Origin of the sequence: Variovorax sp. dw_308 (assembly GCF_019207085.1) — a bacterium.
In the GTDB taxonomy this organism is placed as follows: Bacteria; Pseudomonadota; Gammaproteobacteria; order Burkholderiales; family Burkholderiaceae_C; genus Variovorax.
This window is the reverse complement of sequence record NZ_JAATOM010000048.1, coordinates 1-18,773: the sequence shown is the minus strand read 5'-3', so window position 1 is coordinate 18,773 and position 18,773 is coordinate 1. Positions and strand designations below refer to the sequence as shown.

The 18,773-nt window shown below is 60.5% G+C and carries 15 protein-coding genes and 2 pseudogenes; 4 read left to right on the top strand and 13 right to left on the bottom strand.

Going from position 1 to position 18,773, the window contains the following annotated elements:
• Nucleotides 1-88: 88 nt before the first annotated feature.
• The 12 genes from HCU76_RS35475 to HCU76_RS35420 form a co-directional block, all read right to left on the bottom strand.
• Nucleotides 89-820, bottom strand: coding sequence for a DNA-binding protein (locus HCU76_RS35475; RefSeq protein ID WP_256354729.1), 732 nt, complete (start codon nucleotides 818-820; stop codon nucleotides 89-91).
• 60 nt (nucleotides 821-880) lie between these two features.
• Nucleotides 881-2,233, bottom strand: coding sequence for a hypothetical protein (locus tag HCU76_RS35470; protein ID WP_218511950.1), 1,353 nt, complete (start codon nucleotides 2,231-2,233; stop codon nucleotides 881-883).
• Nucleotides 2,234-2,238: 5 nt separating this feature from the next.
• Nucleotides 2,239-4,272, bottom strand: coding sequence for a hypothetical protein (locus HCU76_RS35465; protein ID WP_218511949.1), 2,034 nt, complete (start codon nucleotides 4,270-4,272; stop codon nucleotides 2,239-2,241).
• A 328-nt stretch (nucleotides 4,273-4,600) separates the two neighbouring features.
• Nucleotides 4,601-5,365 (bottom strand): hypothetical protein, encoded by a 765-nt coding sequence (locus tag HCU76_RS35460; protein ID WP_218511948.1) that lies wholly within the window; start codon nucleotides 5,363-5,365, stop codon nucleotides 4,601-4,603.
• Between the two features lie 582 nt (nucleotides 5,366-5,947).
• Nucleotides 5,948-7,660: a TnsD family transposase gene (locus tag HCU76_RS35455; protein WP_256354730.1), complete on the bottom strand. Its 1,713-nt coding sequence runs from the start codon at nucleotides 7,658-7,660 to the stop codon at nucleotides 5,948-5,950.
• A gap of 222 nt (nucleotides 7,661-7,882) precedes the next feature.
• Nucleotides 7,883-8,386 carry a hypothetical protein gene (locus tag HCU76_RS35450; RefSeq protein WP_218511946.1) on the bottom strand — a complete coding sequence of 168 codons (504 nt, stop codon included), beginning with the start codon at nucleotides 8,384-8,386 and terminating at the stop codon, nucleotides 7,883-7,885.
• Complete coding sequence (locus HCU76_RS35445; protein WP_218511945.1) at nucleotides 8,383-10,098, bottom strand: IS66 family transposase; 1,716 nt, start codon at nucleotides 10,096-10,098, stop codon at nucleotides 8,383-8,385. Before HCU76_RS35445 ends, HCU76_RS35450 begins: the two co-directional genes overlap by 4 nt.
• 82 nt (nucleotides 10,099-10,180) lie before the next feature.
• Nucleotides 10,181-10,519 carry an IS66 family insertion sequence element accessory protein TnpB gene (gene tnpB, locus HCU76_RS35440; RefSeq protein WP_218511944.1) on the bottom strand — a complete coding sequence of 113 codons (339 nt, stop codon included), beginning with the start codon at nucleotides 10,517-10,519 and terminating at the stop codon, nucleotides 10,181-10,183.
• Nucleotides 10,516-10,917, bottom strand: a complete 402-nt coding sequence (locus HCU76_RS35435) for a transposase (RefSeq protein ID WP_371319957.1) — start codon at nucleotides 10,915-10,917, stop codon at nucleotides 10,516-10,518. Before HCU76_RS35435 ends, tnpB begins: the two co-directional genes overlap by 4 nt.
• 626 nt (nucleotides 10,918-11,543) lie before the next feature.
• Entirely contained in the window at nucleotides 11,544-12,416 is an 873-nt protein-coding gene (locus HCU76_RS37445; RefSeq protein WP_218511943.1) for a TniQ family protein, read from the bottom strand.
• Between the two features lie 43 nt (nucleotides 12,417-12,459).
• Nucleotides 12,460-12,702 (bottom strand): helix-turn-helix domain-containing protein, encoded by a 243-nt coding sequence (locus tag HCU76_RS35425; protein ID WP_256354728.1) that lies wholly within the window; start codon nucleotides 12,700-12,702, stop codon nucleotides 12,460-12,462.
• A gap of 240 nt (nucleotides 12,703-12,942) precedes the next feature.
• A complete protein-coding gene (locus HCU76_RS35420; RefSeq protein WP_218511941.1) occupies nucleotides 12,943-13,590 on the bottom strand; it encodes an SAM-dependent methyltransferase in 648 nt (215 codons plus the stop codon).
• 143 nt (nucleotides 13,591-13,733) lie between these two features.
• Here HCU76_RS35420 and HCU76_RS35415 point away from each other — a divergent pair.
• From HCU76_RS35415 to istB, 3 genes and pseudogenes are all read left to right on the top strand, one after another.
• Nucleotides 13,734-14,710 (top strand): annotated as a pseudogene (locus HCU76_RS35415) (IS91 family transposase); the annotation flags it as partial.
• 456 nt (nucleotides 14,711-15,166) lie between these two features.
• Nucleotides 15,167-16,777, top strand: a complete 1,611-nt coding sequence (gene istA, locus HCU76_RS35410) for an IS21 family transposase (RefSeq protein ID WP_218511940.1) — start codon at nucleotides 15,167-15,169, stop codon at nucleotides 16,775-16,777.
• Complete coding sequence (gene istB / locus HCU76_RS35405) at nucleotides 16,764-17,528, top strand: IS21-like element helper ATPase IstB (RefSeq protein ID WP_218511939.1); 765 nt, start codon at nucleotides 16,764-16,766, stop codon at nucleotides 17,526-17,528. The genes istA and istB overlap by 14 nt, the downstream gene beginning before the upstream one ends.
• A gap of 204 nt (nucleotides 17,529-17,732) precedes the next feature.
• On the opposite strand, the gene HCU76_RS37440 is transcribed toward istB, so the two are convergent.
• On the bottom strand, nucleotides 17,733-18,140 hold the full coding sequence (locus HCU76_RS37440) for a hypothetical protein (RefSeq protein WP_218511938.1): 408 nt from the start codon (nucleotides 18,138-18,140) through the stop codon (nucleotides 17,733-17,735).
• A gap of 81 nt (nucleotides 18,141-18,221) precedes the next feature.
• Between HCU76_RS37440 and HCU76_RS35395 the strand changes: the two are divergent.
• Nucleotides 18,222-18,773 (top strand): annotated as a pseudogene (locus HCU76_RS35395) (malic enzyme-like NAD(P)-binding protein); the annotation flags it as partial.

Below are 18,773 nucleotides of genomic sequence, written 5' to 3'. Positions count from 1 at the left end.
CCCGCTTGGGGGCAAGGTGAGTTGGCCAAGCGCATACGAATCACCCATGAGATAGACATTTGCGTCTCGATGCGGCCTGCACATTGCTCTAGCTCCGAGAAGAATGCTTAGAAGTCCGCAAGTCGCTGGATTTTGTAGATGCACGTTGCCTTTGCTCGTCGGCTTGGACAAATGCCGCAACGACTCGCTCCACCTGTGCAGCGTGCTCTTCCTTTGCTTCTCGGATGGCTTGATCACGACGAGCCAACTCATCGACGTGGCCATTGATCAGGGTACGCAACCTTTCGAGTTCCGCTTCAGCCCCCGATAGATTCCCGTTGAGAACGTCGCACTCTTTCTTGGCGGCTTCATACGAATCGCGCCAGCGTTCTATCTCTTGCTTTGCCGCTGAAGATGACTCCTCAAGGTGTTTCCCCGCGAGTTCGATCCGACGCTCTTCATCCTGCAGTTGCGCTGAACGGGCTGCCAAGGCGGTCTGACTTTGGCTCAGCACAAAGCTCTGCTCGTGCAGCTCTCGCCGCGCCCTCTCCGATGCGTGCTTTTTCGCGCGCTCCCAAATTGCGCGCGCCATGATCTCAAGTTCGGGAGGCGTGTCGTCGGCAGCAGGTTCCGTAGAGGTAGTTTCGACTACCTCCATCTCCGCGCAGGCTTGGACACCCTGTTCTTTTCGCCACTCTCGCAGGAAGGGGACGACCGTGTTCGGGGATCCCCTTCCGATTTCCCTCCGAACACGTTCAATGGATACCGATTCACCACGTGCTTTGATCATGAGCGCGGCGCGGTATACGTCTTCTCGCTGCACTCCAGATTTTCTTCCCATTGGCATTCTCCAAAAGTCCAACTAGAGCAGGTGAGGCATGGGCGCTGCCAACCGACGGCGTCAGAAGAGACTTCCCCTAAGGTCGTCAGGCGTCCTTGGCGGAGGACGAACGGGACGACCCGGTGGTCGTTGTTGAGGTGTATCAGGCGGTTCTTTGTTCTTTCGGTCGGAATCCCGTTGAGCGGCCGAGCGAGCAGCGCTAAGCGCCGCCTCGTCGATCGCAATCTGCCGCGTCGCATCCGCGAGAGCTCGTTGCCTGACGTCCGCAGACTGATCGAGTTCAAAGGGGCACCTGAAGTCATCTTTCACCGCCCTAAGCCCAAGCATCGCGTTTCGAGTGTTGTCTGCGATTGCTCGATCCTCCTGAAACTCCAGTGACCAATAGGCATCTCGCAGATGCTGCTCCGTCATTCTTACCGGCAGAGATCGAAGGCTGCATTGGCGATGCGCGATTTCATACGTAACCCTTACAAGCCTTAGGATGAGACGCTTGATTCCGAACGTCATCGCACAAATAACTCCCGCGGAATCCCTAAGCTTGAACGTGCACACTTCGCCCAACACAATTTGGATGTCTTCAAGCAGACCGATCAGCGCAGGGTCATTCGGCAGATCCGGCAGCAACACATGTGGATGAAAAAGAAACCGCGTTGTTTCCTCCGGAGGACGGGTCTTGAGCCTGTGGCCGAGACTGTAGTTGGCGAAAAAGTGCAGCGGGTGGCCGAGCCGACAGACCATGTCCAGCAAGCCCGAAGTCCGAGCGCTTGCTTGGCTGCTTCTGGTGTGGAATTGCATTTCATCGGCGAGTACGCCACATACGCCTCTTTGATGCAGTAGCGTGCGCGCGTGCTTCACGTCAACGGGTCCAGCCTTCTTGTAGTCAGCTTTCTGCCCCACAGACTCAACTACGCCGTTCAGTACGTCACACAATTTCATGTGAGCTGTTACCTTCAGAAGAGCGAAGGGGTGGAACGGGAAGTCTGGAAGAAAGCTACTCGGCCTCAAAGGAGTGGCGTTAGCAAAAAGACGACGAACCGCTTCACGATCCGCCGACTTGCCGCAGCCCGGAGGAGAGGTAACGAGCCTTACAGCTACATCCGTCACGGTCGGCAACTGGCCTTGGACGCTTCTGATGAACGCATCGCGGGTCGGATAGACGGTCGATGCATAGGCTATGGCGTGGTCGACCATTGATCGAATGATGGTCAGACTCTGGGCAAAGGGACGATAGATGCTGCCTAAGTGTTTAAAAAGCATCTCGCCAGCGAGCGTCGTAGACCACTCCGCGTTGCAAATGAACGGCCGCGGTTCAAGCCTTAGGCGTCGCGCCAACTCAATGTCGTCTTGTGGGAGCCGGAGCGCGGCGACAATATCGAAGTCGACGTTTTCAGTGTTGCCCTTTGCGTACTCCATATTGACTACGCGATACGACCAAGCTCGTCCTGGGCCGCTTTCGACTTCACTTTGGGTCTGCGCTTGACCGTTCTACCCGAGTGCCACTCCCTTTCTGTCTCCTGCTTGAATTCCTCCTGCGCCGCAACGACCTCCAGCTTCTTTCTTGCCTGCCTCGCCCCAGACGCTCGGGACCGGGTGTTGGCAATTTGATCCAACTCGGGGAGCGACGCAAGGGCCGCATAAGGATCGCCGTGACTGACAGCTTCAACCTCCAGCAGCTTGCCCCGATACTCGATCCATGCAAACTTTGGCACGGCAGTCATCGTGTAGCCATCGAGCTTCATTCCGTTGACGTGTCTCATCTCCGCGCCAAGGCCACCCCGAATGACTTCTTCGGAAGAGTAGTGACGATGCTTGTAGTACAGCTTTCCTTCGCGTACCTCGAAAACCACGGGGTCCAGGAAGCGTCTGACGGCATCGTTGAACGAGATCTCAACAAGGCTATCTTGGTGGTGGTCTGCCAAATAGTTTCGCAACTGCAAGGGGGTTTGTACACCACCCTCCACCACAGCCCGGTCAGACGCTCGCGCGGAAACATCGTCACTGCGATTCTTCTTGATAGCGTTTCTCACTTGACGCTTGATCAGCTGAATCACCGTGAGGTCGCTGATAACGTACGTCGGCGCTTCTTGCTTCTTCGTGTGGCGCGCATGCTTCGTTTCGACCGGCGCATCGGATTGCGGCGTGTAGGTCGGCGACTTGTCCCGACCAGTTCGCGTCGGTGCAAGGGCTACTTTCACATCGTTAGTGGCACCTTTTCCACGATCGCCATGGACGACGGCTGGTACACCATGACCCGGCCAATCTTCATCCGAGATCGGGTAACCGATGATTCTTCCGAACTCCGACTTTTTGAGAGCCGAACAGAACATCGAGATGTTGTACGCCTTCGCCTTTTCCGCCCCGAGTGAGAATCCAACGCCCAGGATCCAGGAGCTTCTACCGTCGACGAGGTCCACTTGCTGAAGCGGAGGTAGTGCATAGTTGCCGAGATAGCTCTTTGGATACTCAACAATCTGGGCCGAGTCGAAGTAGGCCACGTCGCCCAGGTTCGAAAGCCCTTCATGGTACGAGCCCACGATTGCCGCGTCCTCGTGGCGATAGCGGTTGTCCCCGTGGAGGATTCGTCGAACCTCTTCCCTCCCGACCTTTTGATAGATTCGATAGCGAAACTGATCGTACGACGGATACGGTTGCCCGTCGGGATGGAAGACTTCGTACTCCCCATTGACCTTTTTCACCTTGCATCCGAACTTGAGCCTCAAGGTCATCGCCCAGGCTCCAGTAATGTCATTCGCTTTGTGAACGTAGGCCCTGAAGCCATCGACCATCGTCTGGATCATCTCTTGGCTGCTCCAATGGCCAAACTGGTTTCCGTAGTGTTCTCCTGGACGCCCCAGATGGCTGTCCTTGTACTTCGGATCCAGCCGATCCCACTTGCCCCATCTACTGCGAGCAGGAAGAACTGCCCACTTTTGGTAGCCGTATGCCACATACAAATAGAACCACAACCGGAATCTCGTCTCGTTGACGGCCGGTTTGCAGGCGCGCGCCAGCTTGTTCAGCTCTCTATCGGGATCGTCCGCCTGCAAGATTGCATTGATCTGATTCAGCGCCGCGCCGATGACAAGCAGTCTTTCGTCCACCAGCTGCTTGGCTTCAGTGAATCGGGGATCTGATCCAAAGGAGGTCCCCTTCAAGGATTCGAGCCACGGGGGCAGTTCAATCTCCTTCTGGTCGTCGCCCTCAGCTGCTCCACGCGTGGTTGTGACGAGCGGTGGCACAGATGATCGTGGACCGGGCACAAGTCCCGCCTCGAAATCGTTGCGAGATAGGACTGCGAGTGCTGCGTGTCTGGCTTCGTGCTCCGTTCGATCGTGAAAGCTGACAAAAAGGACGCGCTTGCGCAGGCCGTCGTTTCTTAAGAGTAAATACTTGACGCCCTTCTTGAGGGTCACATAGCCCTCAGGGGCTACGAAATTCACACCTACGGACATACGCGTCCTTCCGTGCTCTTGGATGAAGAATGAACCACACCTCGTATTTCCCGATCCGCTTGTAGATCCAGTAGCGGAATTGGTCGAAAGATGGATGTGCCGACCACCAGGTTGGAAGAGCTCCCAGACTCCGTTGACTCTTCTTACTTCGAACCCGAATTCGTATTTCAAAGTACGCGCCCAAACGGACGTAAGCGTCTCGCAGGGTCTTGCAAAGCGCCTGAAGCCATCCACCATGCCCCGGATCAATCTCTTCGCTGGCCTTGGGTCGTCTGCGAAGACGTGGGCGTCCCCGGTGTCCAACCACGTTGCGCTCTGCCGCCATACGCTACCTCGAGAACCAATGAGAGAATTCAACGAGTGGATCGCGAACCTCCGGGAGTAGAGGCCAGTCGATGCCCCATGGGCTGTACAAATCGATGCGGATGCGGCGATTCCAGATTGCTTGTTCAAGTACGCGCTTGCAGTCCTTCATTCCTGGGGTTCCCAGGCTTCTATAGCGTTCTATGACGGTTTGAGGCGGGCATTCGGAGATCAGTGCCTCTTGAAATTGAGCGACCAGTTCGTCTTGACGATCTGCCGAGAGATCGATAGTCTGATGGTGCAGTCTGAACAGACTATCCAGGTTGTATCGCAGTTGACGGGGAAGGTCTTCCTTGGCCACCCTGACTACGCGAATGCCCAGTTGGCGAGAGCACTCCTGATAGATCTCCTCTCGGCACGTCGCGGCTCGTATCCGCTTGGGACTCGTTCTTTCGGTCCAGTCACCGGCTCCGGGCCGACCGTGGTCGCCCTGCATGGCCTTTACATCCCAGTCGACGCAATAAGGTCCCTCGGAGTCTTCGAGGAACAGCAGTAGATCCCCGATGTAGGGCGCGGCGAGGCGTCCGATCTCGCCGGCCGCGTCTCTGCAGTCGGGGTCGTCGACACAGGGGTGTTTTGACAAGACGCCCAAATGAGCAGCAATTGCTACGGTTCCTTCGGTGACTGGCAGGAAGAGGTCACGGCCCTTTGGATGGTCCTTCAGCCGATTCTTCGACTCAAACGGCGGCGCCATGTGCTGCTCATGCAGCTCAAACGTCGCTGGGTTCATGAGCGCCAGCGGAGCAGTTGATAACTCAGGTCCTGAGCACAAATGGACATCCCGTCCAAGTTTCGTGGCATAGCGTGTAGCCGCTCCCGAGCGGCTCGGACTTTCCGGGGCGTCAGCCCGGATCGACGGCAAATATTCGGCCCCGTACTTAAAAGGGATCTGGCGTCGATGGATCTCTTTGACGCGGGCGGCAGTAAGCCCAAGGTGTCTTTTCATACGTGCTCCAAAAAAGCCACGAGTACCGAAGTTCAGCCAACCTGGTCGGACGACAGCTCCACCCAAATGGCTTGCCACGTCCACTCGAAGTCTGCGACCGATACGAGGCGAGCCACACTCGTCCTTTCAAACACTCATCGGACGCGACATTACCAGATATTTCATTCACGCCAAAGACCACACAAACAGCGTCACTTCAGCTTCGGGATGTGAGCGTACACTTCGCGTCTAAGCTTTGTGGGACTTGAAGAATCGATTATTTATTATTGTCTTTATGACAGCAACATAGTTATAATTAATAACGCTAATTATTGGCGGAACGCCTCAAACCAATTGACTCCCCCCCGGTTTTAGGCTGACGACTCGTCATTTATCCTTGTCCTGGGAAATTGACTTGTGCGCATTAAAAGGCTTATCTTTGATTTTCAATTCCAGCTTGGTTCGAGGCAAGCGATCCAATTTTCCCCATTTGACCGCCAGACCCGGTACGCGTTGAGCGAGTTGCTTGGCGTTAAACACGGGCGCACTGCCGCGGAGGATTACTAGTTGAGCTGAAAATCGCCGATCACGTTCGCTCCAATCGACTAAGCGTGGTTTCACGCGCGACTTCTTTGGAAGGGACTCACACAACCGACGAAGGACCTCCCGATGGTTTCTGCGCAGGTATGCGAACGCAGCGGGTGCAAGTGCGCGGATCGCGCTCACACCTCCGTCGGGGTTTCGCACCATCGCGTCATCGATCTGTTTGCGGGCAAGATTCAAGCGAGTCGCTCTGAGGCTTAGCGTTCGATCCGTCCGAGCGTCGGGATCACACAGCAAAACCCTAGTCACGGTTTCGATTGATACCCCATGATCCGAAGCGATCTGCGTCTTGGGGCGCCCTGCTTTCAGTTGCGCAAGGACATCTTGACGCGCCTGGGCAGTGAGTCGCTTGGGGCGCCGCTGCACGACAACGCCGAATCTGCTTGCCCACGTGATTCCTGTTTCAACATCGATCCCGATTGCATGAGCAGCTGCACTGACTGTCAGACCGTCCGCTTCAACAAGTTTCAAGAAGCGCTGCTTCTGATCAGGAGTCGATGTCCTCTGTGATTGTCCGCCACGTGCCGGCCGAGGCGATGGAGACAACGCCGGCAAGTTAGAAGTCTCAAATTGGTCGTAGAGAACTTTCATCTCCCGCCAAGAACCGAAGAGCCACTCCGACAGGACGACATAACGTAGGGGATGCAGAGGAGGGCCGTTCGAGGCCAACGCGCTTCGAACAAGGCTCAGCGCAGCGCCACCTGCAACGCACAATACGTTTCCTTCTGGCAAATGCCGAACCCGCCTTGACCAAGTCTCCATCTCACTGACGAGGCTCGCGGAACGCAATCGACCCGAAGGACTCGCGAGGTTCAGGCGCTTCAGGCCTTCCAGCAGCGTTGCGCCCAACCGATTGCGATCAACGGACACGTTTGTGTCGAGGGCCAGAATATCACTCGAGTCTCGGGCCACTGCGGTTGCTGACAATAGGCCTTCAGCCAACAAGTCGGCCTTCGGCTCTACGTAGCTTCCTTGCTCGATCACTTCGTCCGGCAGCAGCCATTGGAATCTCTGGACACCATTGACCTTTGACAACGCAGCGGTCAGCGGAGCGCCATGAGCCAAGCACATCCAGACGCCTGGCAACTGGTGGACGAGACGCCACGTCGCGATTCCGTCATTGGCCAGATCGAGCCGAACGCACTCGCGGCAGAAGCGCAACGGGTGAGACGCTCCAATGCCCGTCGCGAGCAGTCCGAGACGTGCCTTGGTCGCACCCGCACCGCCGGCTTGCAGTTGAGAAAGAATCTCCGACTGCTCGCCTACACTGCGAAATCTCATGTAGTAGCCTAGAACCGAATGCTCCATCACGATCGAGCGCGCGGTTCCACATTGACCCATCGAGCGCTCCGTGAAGGTTTCGAGGCGCTCTGGCACATCATGGCTGAAGCCGATTCGTGCATGCCCGAACAGATCCAGGCACGTACTTGACGCGAGGCGGCCACCTCTAACCCTGTGGTATCTGCAACAGAGGCCATATAGCGTCTCCCCCTCCATCCAATTTGGCATCCACTGTTCGTCCCGCCGAGCACTCATAGCACCTCCTCGCCAAAGCGCGCGAACGCGTATCAGCACTTGTCTATCTATGCACCCGCTTTTATGGTACACACAAGGGCGTCGAGGTCAATATCAAATCCCCGTGAATCTGTGGTCGACTTCTGCGCCCCGCGGGATGTTCGTTAGCGTCCAGTCATCCCATCTTGACCGGCCGTAGGCGGGTCACCTCGACTGCGGCTGTGCTCCGACGTAGGCAATGCACTCCACGAGGTTGAGGGCGGCCAGCAGCAAGAACTTCTCGGCGTCAGTTCGCAGGCGCAGCAGATCGTGCTGGCCAAGGTGGCCGTACACAAACGCCAACAGGTAGCGCTCGGGGTGGTCAACGCAGAACTTCGTGATCATCTGCTCGACGAGGTCTGGCGGCACACCGTCGGTGAACTTCATCGTCGCCGTCAGTCGCTGCAAGCAGGTTTCTTGGACGTCTTCAGAGATCGTTGGCAAGGCGTGCCCGCAGTGCTTCATGGCCTGGAAGGCGACCAGCAGAACGTGGATCGGCACCTCAAGCTGCAGTATGTCGACACCAAAACGAGGCAACACCAGGATGGAGGCCAGCAGGTTCGGCTGCTGGACATAGATTTCGTCAGCCAGCTCAACCTTCTGTTGCGCGCTCATGCGGCCGACGTCGATGTTCGCGCGGACCATCACGGCCTGCGTGAGCAACGTCATGGTGTCGTGTCGGACGCTGGCTGCCATCGGTGCGGCAGCAAGTCATTGATCTGCCTGCTGCGCTGCGTCGGCAGGCGCTGCAGCACGTCGCGCAAGTAGGCCCAGGGGTCGTGGCCGTTCAGGCGCGCCGACTGCACCAGGCTCATCACGATGGCGGCGCGCTGGCCAGCCAGTTCACTGCCCACGAACATCCATGCCTTGCGGCCCATCGCCCAGGGTTTGATCTGACGCTCGAGGTGGTTGTTGTCGATGGCGACCGCGCCGTCGTCCAGGTGCCGCGTCAGCGCGGCCCAGTGCCCCAGCGTGTAGTCGATGGCCTTGGCCGTCGGGCCGCCGTCGGCCACCAGCCGGCGCTCCAGTTGTAGCCAGTGCTTGAGCTCTTCCCACAGTGGCTTGGCGAGTTGCTGGCGTTGCGCCCGGCGCTCGTCATCGCTGAGCTCTTTGAGCTGTGCCTCGACCCCGTAGATGCGCGCGAAGCGACGCACCGCCTCCAGGCCCACCACGCTGGTGCCGTCGTGCGTCAACTCTTCGAAGTTGCGGCGTGCGTGCGCGGCGCAGGCTGCGCCCAAGCGGTCCGGATACAGCCGGGGATCGACCACGGTCTCGTAGGCGCTGTAGCGGTCGCTCAGCAACGTACCCGACCATCGCTTGGCGTGTCGATTCTGGCCTCCCAGGAATGCCAGCGGGTACTGCGTCCCGCGTCCGGGGCAGAACTCGTAGATCACACCAGGCACCTTGTCGTGCCAGCTTCTGGCGTAGGCCCAGACGTAGGCTCGGCGTGTCTTGCCCGCGCCCGGGTCCAGCAAGGCCACTGGCGTCTCGTCGGCGTGCAGCACGGCGCACCTGAGGATGAAGCGCCTGTGCGCCTCGTGCAGCGGCTCCAGCGCTGCACCTGCCTGGCCGGTGATTGACGCCAGCGTAGAGCGCGGTGTGTGGACGCCGCTGCGGGCGTTGATGGTCGCTTGCCGGTAGTACGGCATGTGGTCCACGAAGCGGCTGATCAGCGTGTGCGCGACGAAGCCGCTGGCAGCGATACCGCCTTCGATGACCTCCGCGACGCTGGGCGCCTGGCGCAGCACCTGGCAGCAGCGGCAGGCCCACTTGCCGTAGACGTGGCGATGTACGAAGAACTCGGCAGGCACGATGTCCAGCCGCTCGCTGACCTCCTCGCCGATGCGCGTCATCGGGCGTCCGCAGCCAGGTTCCTGGCAGTCGGTGCGCGAGGGCTCGTGGTGGTGCTCCACACGGCGCAAGTGGTCGGGGAACGGGTTGCGGCGCGGCCGGCGCGGGGACGCCTTGGTCGTTGTGTCCGAGGCAGTTACGCCGGCTGCGGCCACGGCGGCTTCACGCCGAAGCCGCTCGAGTTGCTCGCGCAGGCCCGCCTCGTCCTCGGCCAGCGTCTCCTCGAACAAGCGGCGCTGCTCGGCATTCATCGCCTCGGACTTGGCGCCGAACTTCCAGCGCTTGAGCCTGGCCAGCTCGAAGGTGATCTTCTCGATCTTGGCCTCGCGCAGTGCGAGCTCGCGGTCCTTGCGCTGCAGCAGCGCGTCGCGCTCGGCGAGCGCCTGGTCGCGTTGCGCAAGGACACGGCCATGCTCGGCCAACTGCTGCGCCTGGTCTTGCAGCCGCTGGAGCAGCTGAGCAACCAGCGCAGCTGTCTCGGCGGACAGACCCGAAGGATTCGCTGCAGGAAGATCACGCGCGCCAAGCATGCGTTGTATGGTGCCAGTGCACGCCGATGCAAACATCGGCACATCCACTGTCAACGCGTGGAAGGCTGGTTGTGTCGGGGCCTCAGGCTCGCGTGATGACGCTCAGCTCGGGAAGGCGCTGCCACGGCAGGCCCAAGACCAACGCATCGAACTGCGCACGTGTGAGCGACAGCAAGGGCGTCGCGTTGGGCGTGCCCGGCCAGACGAAGCGCCCCGCGTTGAGCCGGCGCGCCGCGCACCACACGCCGAAGCCGTCGTGCACCAGCAGCTTGACGCGCGTGCCGCGGGCGTTCGCGAACAGGTAGCCATGGTGCGCCTGTGCCGCACCGAAGACTTGCACGACGCGCGTCAACAGGCGCTCGGCGCCGGCGCGCATGTCGATGGGGTCGGCGGCCAGCCACATCGCGTCGATGCGGATCATCGAAGCAGCTCGCGCATCCAGGCCGCGCACTCGCTGGCGGCGCTCGCCGGCCAAGTCACGGTGACCGCCATCGGCCCACGTCGCAGCTCGATGCGAACGTCCGGGACATGAGCCGGCTGGACTGGTGGCGGCAAGCTGACCGGGACGAACAATGTCTTGGCTTCTTGCGCCTTGGGGCCCTCGGCGGTTGTCGCGCTGACGACGGTGGTTCCCGCCTTCATTTCTGCCTCGCGAACCCATCGGCGCAGCAGATTCGCGTTGACGCCTTGGGCCATCGCCACCGCCGCCATCGACATGCCCGGCTGCATGCAACTGGCCACGGCGTTGGCCTTGAATTCATCACCGTGAATGCGACGTCGCCGGCGTGTGCCGGCTTGTTGATCGGGGATAGTGCTCACGTGTCCACCAAGAGTTGTTGATGGGGACTAGGCTCCTATGCTCCGAGCGGGCTTTCAAGATGGTTGGACTGGACGCTCACGGATGTTCAACGTCTTCACTGCAGCAAAAGGGCAAAAGTCTCTCAAAGGGCGGAGGCAGCAGGATGCTGCCGATGCCTCGACCACTGCCAAGACGATCGTATTCAGCGTCAAACGGCACCTTTAACGCCGTGCATCGAGGACGGCAATTCCCGAGCTCAGTAGTTCGCCATCGGGTAGGCCCGACCCCGGGGCATGAAACTGGGGTCACAGTCAAATTCGGCGGTCGATGGCATGAGTTTCTTAGTAGCTACAGGTAGATTGCTGCCGGAGATCACGTTGGCTGTCCGCTTGATCCGCTATGAGCACGCAAACGTTATGTGTTGCAAGACGAGTCAGCTCCTCATGTCGCTTGGCACGCGCGGATCCAGGACTCCTGGACTGATGCTGCATGCAGTTGACCCGCCGCTCTCGCCCCAAGTGGTTGGCGGCAATTAGCTTGGCCGGTCGGAGCAGATAGTTGGGTTGACGCCGGCCACCCCAAGTCTCAACGACGCCTACACCGTGGCGGGGAACGACGCCCTGTCCAACGAGCAAGCTTGACGAGTTCAATTCACTGCTGGCTCGGGGGCACCTGCCGGAACCGGAAGCATCCTTGCCAATGCGATGGCGGGCGACGGGAAAAGCAGTCCAGCAGCAAGGGCAATGCCACTCGTAGTCCTCGCAAAGCTCCAGTCACCTGCTTTGCGGGCGTGCCACCTGTTCTCCGCGGGAATTGTGATGTCTAGCCACCCTGGCGGGTATGTATCCCTGATAAGTTGGATCAGATCGCGAGCGTTCGGCAACCTATTCGGGAGCTGTCGTTCCAGTTCTTGATAGAGAGCGAATACGCAGAGTCTATGATCGAGGGCAATGTTTGCACGCAGCAACTCTTGAAGGAATCCAAGAGCCACGGCAATGTGAGGATTTCTTGCATATGCTTCGTACTGATTCTGGCTAAGCCACACAGCGTCCGGACAACCAACCGTTGGAGGCGTACAGGAAGCAATCGATTGCCGAACAAAGCGCAGTTGGGTGGTGTGAACGGGGCATGTGAGCAGACCAGGTATCTGATGGTCGCGCCTCCAGTGGGCAATGTGATGCTCGCTCGCGGCGTCCTCCTCCACACAGCCATCGCAGTAGGCGATGAGGTCGTAGATTGTTGGCAAGGACAGCTGAGTAAGCACGCTGCACTCTGATGGAACGGTTGTGCTTGCAGGCCCAAGTAAGTCTCGCAACGGGTAGCACGTGTGCCTAATCAAAACCTGTTCAATGCTGATCCCATTGACCCGAGCCGCGGCTTCAACGAACGTTGAGTACATCGCGCCTTCCCAAATATCAGCACTCAACACTTTTCGAGGGTCAGATAAGCAATTGAGCCCTGCAATTCGACCCCTGTACCCCAAAAGGAATTCGTCGAAAATGACGGGTACTGGTGGCATGCGCAGCCCTCTACATGAGCGAAGTCTCTCGCCCATAGGAGAATCACTTCTCTATCGCGCTTCTTAGTTCCTTGCGATAGCGCTTCTTAGTTGAGACGATGAGATCTTCGGGATCGACCTCCAAACCGACCGCCAACCGGAAGAGAGTCGTAAGCGACGGGCTTGTTTGCCCAAGTTCTAGCTTCGCGATAAAGGTTCGGTTCAGCGGGCAGATTCGCGCCAGTTGCTCCTGATTCAGCCCAAGCGCTCCCCGCCTCGCCTTGATCTCTGCAGCGAATGCCTTCAAAAGGTATGGGTCTTGGTTGGAGCGCACACGACGAATTTCGTCGCAGTCTGAGATTTGTACACCCGCTTTTATGGTACAGAAGGCGACTGGGCCTGCCCAAAGACCCGACGTGTAGAACCGTAGAACGACAGCCTTTGAGGCGAACTGTGCGAACTGTCTCGGTCTTGATCTATACACACGTCTTGCTACACGCATTCCGCCAAAGTCTTCGGCCCGGTTCGTCTATGGTGATGAGAAGACTTATCGCACCGGCACGGCCATCCGCGACATCGTGCACTCGGCGGGCGTCCATCCTGTGATGTACGGTTCCCCGTGCACCGCCACAGTTTCTGCGTTGGATTCCATGCCGTAATACCTGGACCGACCTTCGCTGAGGATTTCGCGCAGGACGTAGTCGTAGACGATGGAACTGCCGCTCGCTGCATGGCGATGAACGAATTCCAGCGACGTCCCACTTGAGGCCTCGCTGATGTACATCGAAACACCTTCGAGGATGAACAAGGACTTCTTTGCGGCGTTGTATCCAGCTGCCGGCAGCACATCCTCGAGGGCTTGCGTTTCGAAATCGATAGAGGAAAGGGTCGCTTGACCTGGAATCTGTATGCGGGCGTCCCGCAGCCGTTGCTTCTTCACGGCAGTCATTGCCGGTAGGTCAACTTCGAAGAACCGCAACGTTGGATAGTTGTCGTGCAGTCGGTATGCCCGGCTGTCAAAGCCGGCTCCAAGAATCACCACCTGCTCGCTTCCCGACTCGGCCGCGTGCCGCAGGACGCTGTCGATGTATTTTGTCCGAGCGTTGACGTAGAAATAGCCAGCATAAAACTCAGGGGCCGCATCGATCTTTTCTTTCGCCGACGCGTAGTCGCGAAAGTCGTCGGAAGCGGACAAAGCTTCGCAGCAAAGCTGTCCGGGTTACGGAGTTTCGGGTCTGGATTTTCCGAAGCAATGGCGCGTAACATGCAGACGGCGTCGGCGGTCCAAGACACCGAGTTGGAACCGACAGCCATCGCAATGGGCGAGACGGCGAACAGAGAAGCAGGCACTGTCCCAAGTGCCAGAGCGCGGCGACACAGCGCTGGCTGGACGCGCGCCAGGCCGATCTGCTGCCGGTGGACTACTACCACGTGGTGTTCACGCTGCCGGCGCAAGTGGCCGACCTGGCGTACCAGAACAAGGCCGTGCTCTACGGGCTGCTGTTCGACCTGGCAGCCGAGGTCTTGCTGACCATCGCTGCCGATCCGAAGCACCTGGGCGCCAGGATCGGCGCCACGCTGGTGCTGCACACCTGGGGCTCGGCGCTGACTCACCATCCGCACGTGCACGGCATCGTGCCCGGTGGCGGCCTCGCGTCCGACGGCAAGACCTGGGTGGCGTGCCGCCCGGGATTCTTCCTTCCGGTGCGGGTGCTGTCGCGTCTGTTCCGCCGACGATTCCTCGAAGAGTTGCAGCGGCTGCATGCGAGTGGCAAGTTGCGATTCTTCGGCGAGCATGCCGACCTTGCCGATGCGCGCGCCTTCAAGACCTGGCTGGCGTCCCTGCGCAGGGTCGAGTGGGTGGTCTACGCCAAGCGCCCCTTCGCGGGGCCACAGGCCGTGCTGGCCTACCTCTCGCGCTACACCCACCGGGTGGCGATCTCCAACAGCCGACTGCTTACGCTGGACGAGCGCGGTGTCACGTTCCGCTGGAAAGACTACCGCGCCAAGGGCTGCACGCGGCACAAGACCATGACGCTGGAGCCGGCCGAGTTCATGCGCCGCTTCCTGCTGCACGTGCTGCCCAGCGGCTTGCACCGCATCCGGCACTACGGGTTGCTGCCAATGGCTGCCGTAAGGCCTGCCTGGCGCTGGCACGTGAACTGCTGGATGTGATCCACGAACCGTCGGTGGCGCGCGAAGCCGACAGCGCCCAGTGCGCCGCGCCCACGTTCGTCTGCTGCCACTGCGGACGGCCGATGTGCATCGTGCAGACCTTTGCACGCGACGCGCGCATCCGCGCTCCACCGGCATGAGCGACGGCTGCATCACGTCGGTGTTCGTGCCGAGCTGCCAGTGGTACAGATCGGCGGGACTGGCGCATGCGCGCGGCGCCAATGACCACCTCGCAGGCAGCGCCGAGCCGCCATGCAGGCGAATCCGCGGCTTCCTCCCTCGAGGCTTGTGCGACACCTGCCCTCAGGTCGTTGTCAATCAACGCTCAGTTGCGTGCCGGGCAGGTATCTCACAACCCTAAACATTTGCTGACAGCCAAGCGTCGCCCGAGGACGTCCGCTAAAGGCGACATTGCGACCTTGGGGCGTACGTGGCACGCCAGCCCCGATGGCCACTCAAACTGCTCCACTTGTGGCCAGGTCAAACTGCTCCACCTGGTCACCGGTGTTTGACGCGCTGATTTCCGCGTCGTCGTAGATCGGAGGCTGGCCGGCAGGACGTTTACTTCACTCCCTTGATTGCGAGGGAGTCACAGGTTGAACGTCTTGAAGCCACATCTGCAAACCACCATCTGGACCCTGCTGCGCAACGGCGCGACGCAGCGAGAGATCGCGCGCGTCACGGGCATCTCGCGCCACACCATTCGCGGCTATCAGAAGCAGTTCGCCGGCCAAGGTGACGCCGAGCCACCGGGCGCAACTGCCGGCGCGCCGGAGCAAACTGCTCCACCCTGGCCACCGACCCGGCCGCCCGGTTCAGCACCGAGCAGCATCACGTCGGCATGCGAGCCGCACCGCACCTTCATCGAGTCGCAGTTGAAGCTCAACCGCAACGCGATGGCCGTGTATCAGGACCTGGTCGACCAGTTCGCATTCACCGGGGCCTACAACTCGGTCAAGCGTTTCGCCGCCAGGTTGCGCAAGCGCGAACCGCAGCAGTTCGATCGGTTGTCGTTCCAGCCCGGCGAGGAGATGCAGGTCGACTACGGCGAGGGCGCGCCCACGCGCGTGAAGGGCACCGAGCGCTTCAGGAAGCCCCGCCTGTTCGTGGCCACGTTGCGCTATTCCCGGCGCAGCTTCCGGCGTGTCGTGTGGAAGTCCAGCCAGGAGGTCTGGGCCCGGCTGCATGAGCAGGCATGGAGATATTTTGGAGGGTCGTGTCGCTACGTGGTCCTCGACAACCTGAAGGAAGGCGTGCTCAAGCCCGATCTGTACGAGCCGCTACTCAACCCGGTCTATGCCGCCGCGCTCGCCCACTACGGCGTAGTGGCCGACCCGGCCAGGGTCCGGGATCCAAATCGCAAGGGCACGGTTGAGAACGCCATCGGCCACACGCAGGCCACGGCCCTCAAGGGGCGGCGCTTCGAGTCCATCGACGAGCAGAACGATTTCCTCGAACACTGGGAGAGCCGCTGGGCCGCCTCGCGCATCCACGGTAGCGCACGCCGTCAGGTGCAGGCGATGTTCGAGGAGGAGCGACCTCACTTGCAGCCGTTGCCGGTGACGGGCATGCAGTACTTCACCGAGTCGCAGCGCACCGTGTGTGACGACACCTGCGTGCGCGTCGATCACAGCAGCTACGCCGCCCGGCCAGCGCCCATCGGCAGTCGCGTTCTGGTGCGCGTGTTCGAGCATCGGATCGAGGTGCGCGATCTCAGGACGCAGGCGCTGCTGCGCACGCACGCGCGCGTCGATCGGCCCGGGACGGTCGTGCTGCCTTACGAGGAGCGCGTGTTCAATCCTTCGCGCGAGACGCACCGCATCCTCGGCCAAGCCAAGGCGATCGGCCCCGACGCAGAACGACTGTGCCAGATGCTGTTCGCCATCGAGGGCCGCGTAGGGCAGCGCAAGCTGTGGGGCATCGTCGGGCTGGCCAAGCGCTATCCACGTCGCCTCGTCGACAGCGCTTGCGCGCGCGCCATCGCCGATGGCGTGCACAGCTACCGCCACGTCAAGACGTTGACCGAGAAGCTCGTGGCCGATGCGCTGGCCGCGATCGATGCCGCCGCGCATCCAACGCAACTGTCCCTGATCCAGGAGCACCCGCTGATCCAGTCGGTCGACGTGTACGCCGACCTGTTCGCCCGCGGCGCTGCGCGCCCCGTCCCTCCTTCAACCATCCCAGGCACCCACCATGAACATGAATGAGATCGAGCGCGCCTTGCGCGAACTGCGCCTGTCCGGCATTGCCGACACGTTGAACACCCGCCTGATGCAGGCCCAGTCCGCGCAGCAGCCCTTTCTGGACACCTTTGCCGCCATGCTGCAGGATGAACTCGACCGACGTCGATCACGCCTGACCGAGCGGCGCTTCAAGCACTCCCAGCTCGACGAACGCCTCACCCTGGCCGACTTCGACTGGCGCTTCAACCCGAAGCTGCCGCGCCAGGCGTGCTTCGAGTTGCACACGCTCAAGTTCATCGCCGAAGGCGCGAACGCGTTGATCATCGGCAAGCCCGGCACCGGCAAAAGCCACATCGCCAAGGCCGTGGCCTACCAGGCCACCCTGCAGGGTTACGACGTCCGGTACGTCGAAGCCGACACAGAGTTCGCTCGATACGGGCTGTCCAGCCAGGCCGAGCAGGCCAAGATACTGCGCAGCTATATCGAGCCCGCACTCCTGGTGCTGGACGACCTCTTCCTCGCGCGACGCATCAGCGAGGCCGGCGCCGAACTGCTGCAGACGATCGTGCACCAGCGCTACAAGCAGCGCCGCAGCCTCATCGTCACCTCCAACCGCGTGGTGCAGGACTGGGGCAAATACCTCGGCGACGCCACCATGGGAACGACCATCCTCGACCGCCTCATGCATCGCGCTGCGATGCTCGAATTCGAGGGCAAGAGCTACCGAGTCAAGGAGGCCACCGCACGCATCACACAAAACACCGCCACTGCATAATCCGACCCGTCCTGCCTGGGGCAGTTTGCGTGGCCATCAGTGGAGCAGTTTGACCTGGCCATCGGGGCCAGTTGGCCATGAGCGAGTAGTCACCGTCGCGAAGTGCGCCTCCAATCGTTCGATGCAAACAGCTCAAGAGCCTGAGGTTACCGAAAATATCTCGCTTCACATCCCAAAATCCAAAATTCGTGGCGCGCTCGGTGGTCAAGCAGTAGTTCCGAAAACGCGCAACAGTCCTCGAAGCATCAAAGCCACAGCTTCGTCAACGTGAACAGTTCGGGCTAGCGTCTCGTTCTCGTCACTGCCCAAGCCGTTCCTCAGCGCGGTCGAGTCCAAACCGGAAAATTGTTCGCGACCCGCCCACGGGACAACCAGGGTTGAACGGTGCGGGACCAGATGCAACTCTTCGGCAATGTCTCGCGCGCAGCCCCCAAAGCCACCGAGCACGTACAACGGTTGACCTGCGCTCAAGGAACAAAGTGCCTCTTCCGCGATTCCGGGCATTCGCCCCTTGAACCCCGAAACGTGCCCGCCCAGCACAATCCTCGCATCACTCGCATTGGTCAACACACGCCTCAGCGCGGTGAGTCCTACGGCCCACTCCTCGTCCATCGGCAATTCTGCAGTTCCTGCCGGCGACAGCGCATCGAGAGCTAGCTCTTGGCCTTGCTGGCCAAGGCAGTGAAGCTCTTCGCCAAGGTCAAGCTGGTCGCTTCCGGCGCCGGTGCCGCAGCACTCGCCTGCCTGAACCTGCTGCTCAAGGTCGGCCTCAAGCGCGAGAACGTCTTCGTCACCGACCTCGCCGGCGTGGTGTACGAAGGCCGCGAAGAGCTGATGGACGACGACAAGCGCCAGTACATGCAGAAGACCGACATGCGCAAGCTGTCGCAGGTCATCGTCGGCGCCGACGTGTTCCTGGGCCTCTCGGCGGGCGGCGTGCTCAAGGCCGACATGGTGAAGTCGATGGCTGCCAACCCCATCATCTTCGCGCTCGCCAATCCGAACCCTGAGATCGCCCCGGAAGACGCGCACGCCGTGCGCGGCGACGTGATCATGGCCACCGGCCGCACCGACTACCCGAACCAGGTCAACAACGTCCTGTGTTTCCCGTACATCTTCCGCGGCGCGCTGGACTGCGGCGCGACCACCATCACCGAGAAGATGGAAATCGCCGCGGTGCACGCCATCGCCGAACTGGCGCAAGCGGAGCAGAGCGAGCGCGTGGCCGCCGTCTATGCCGGCGAA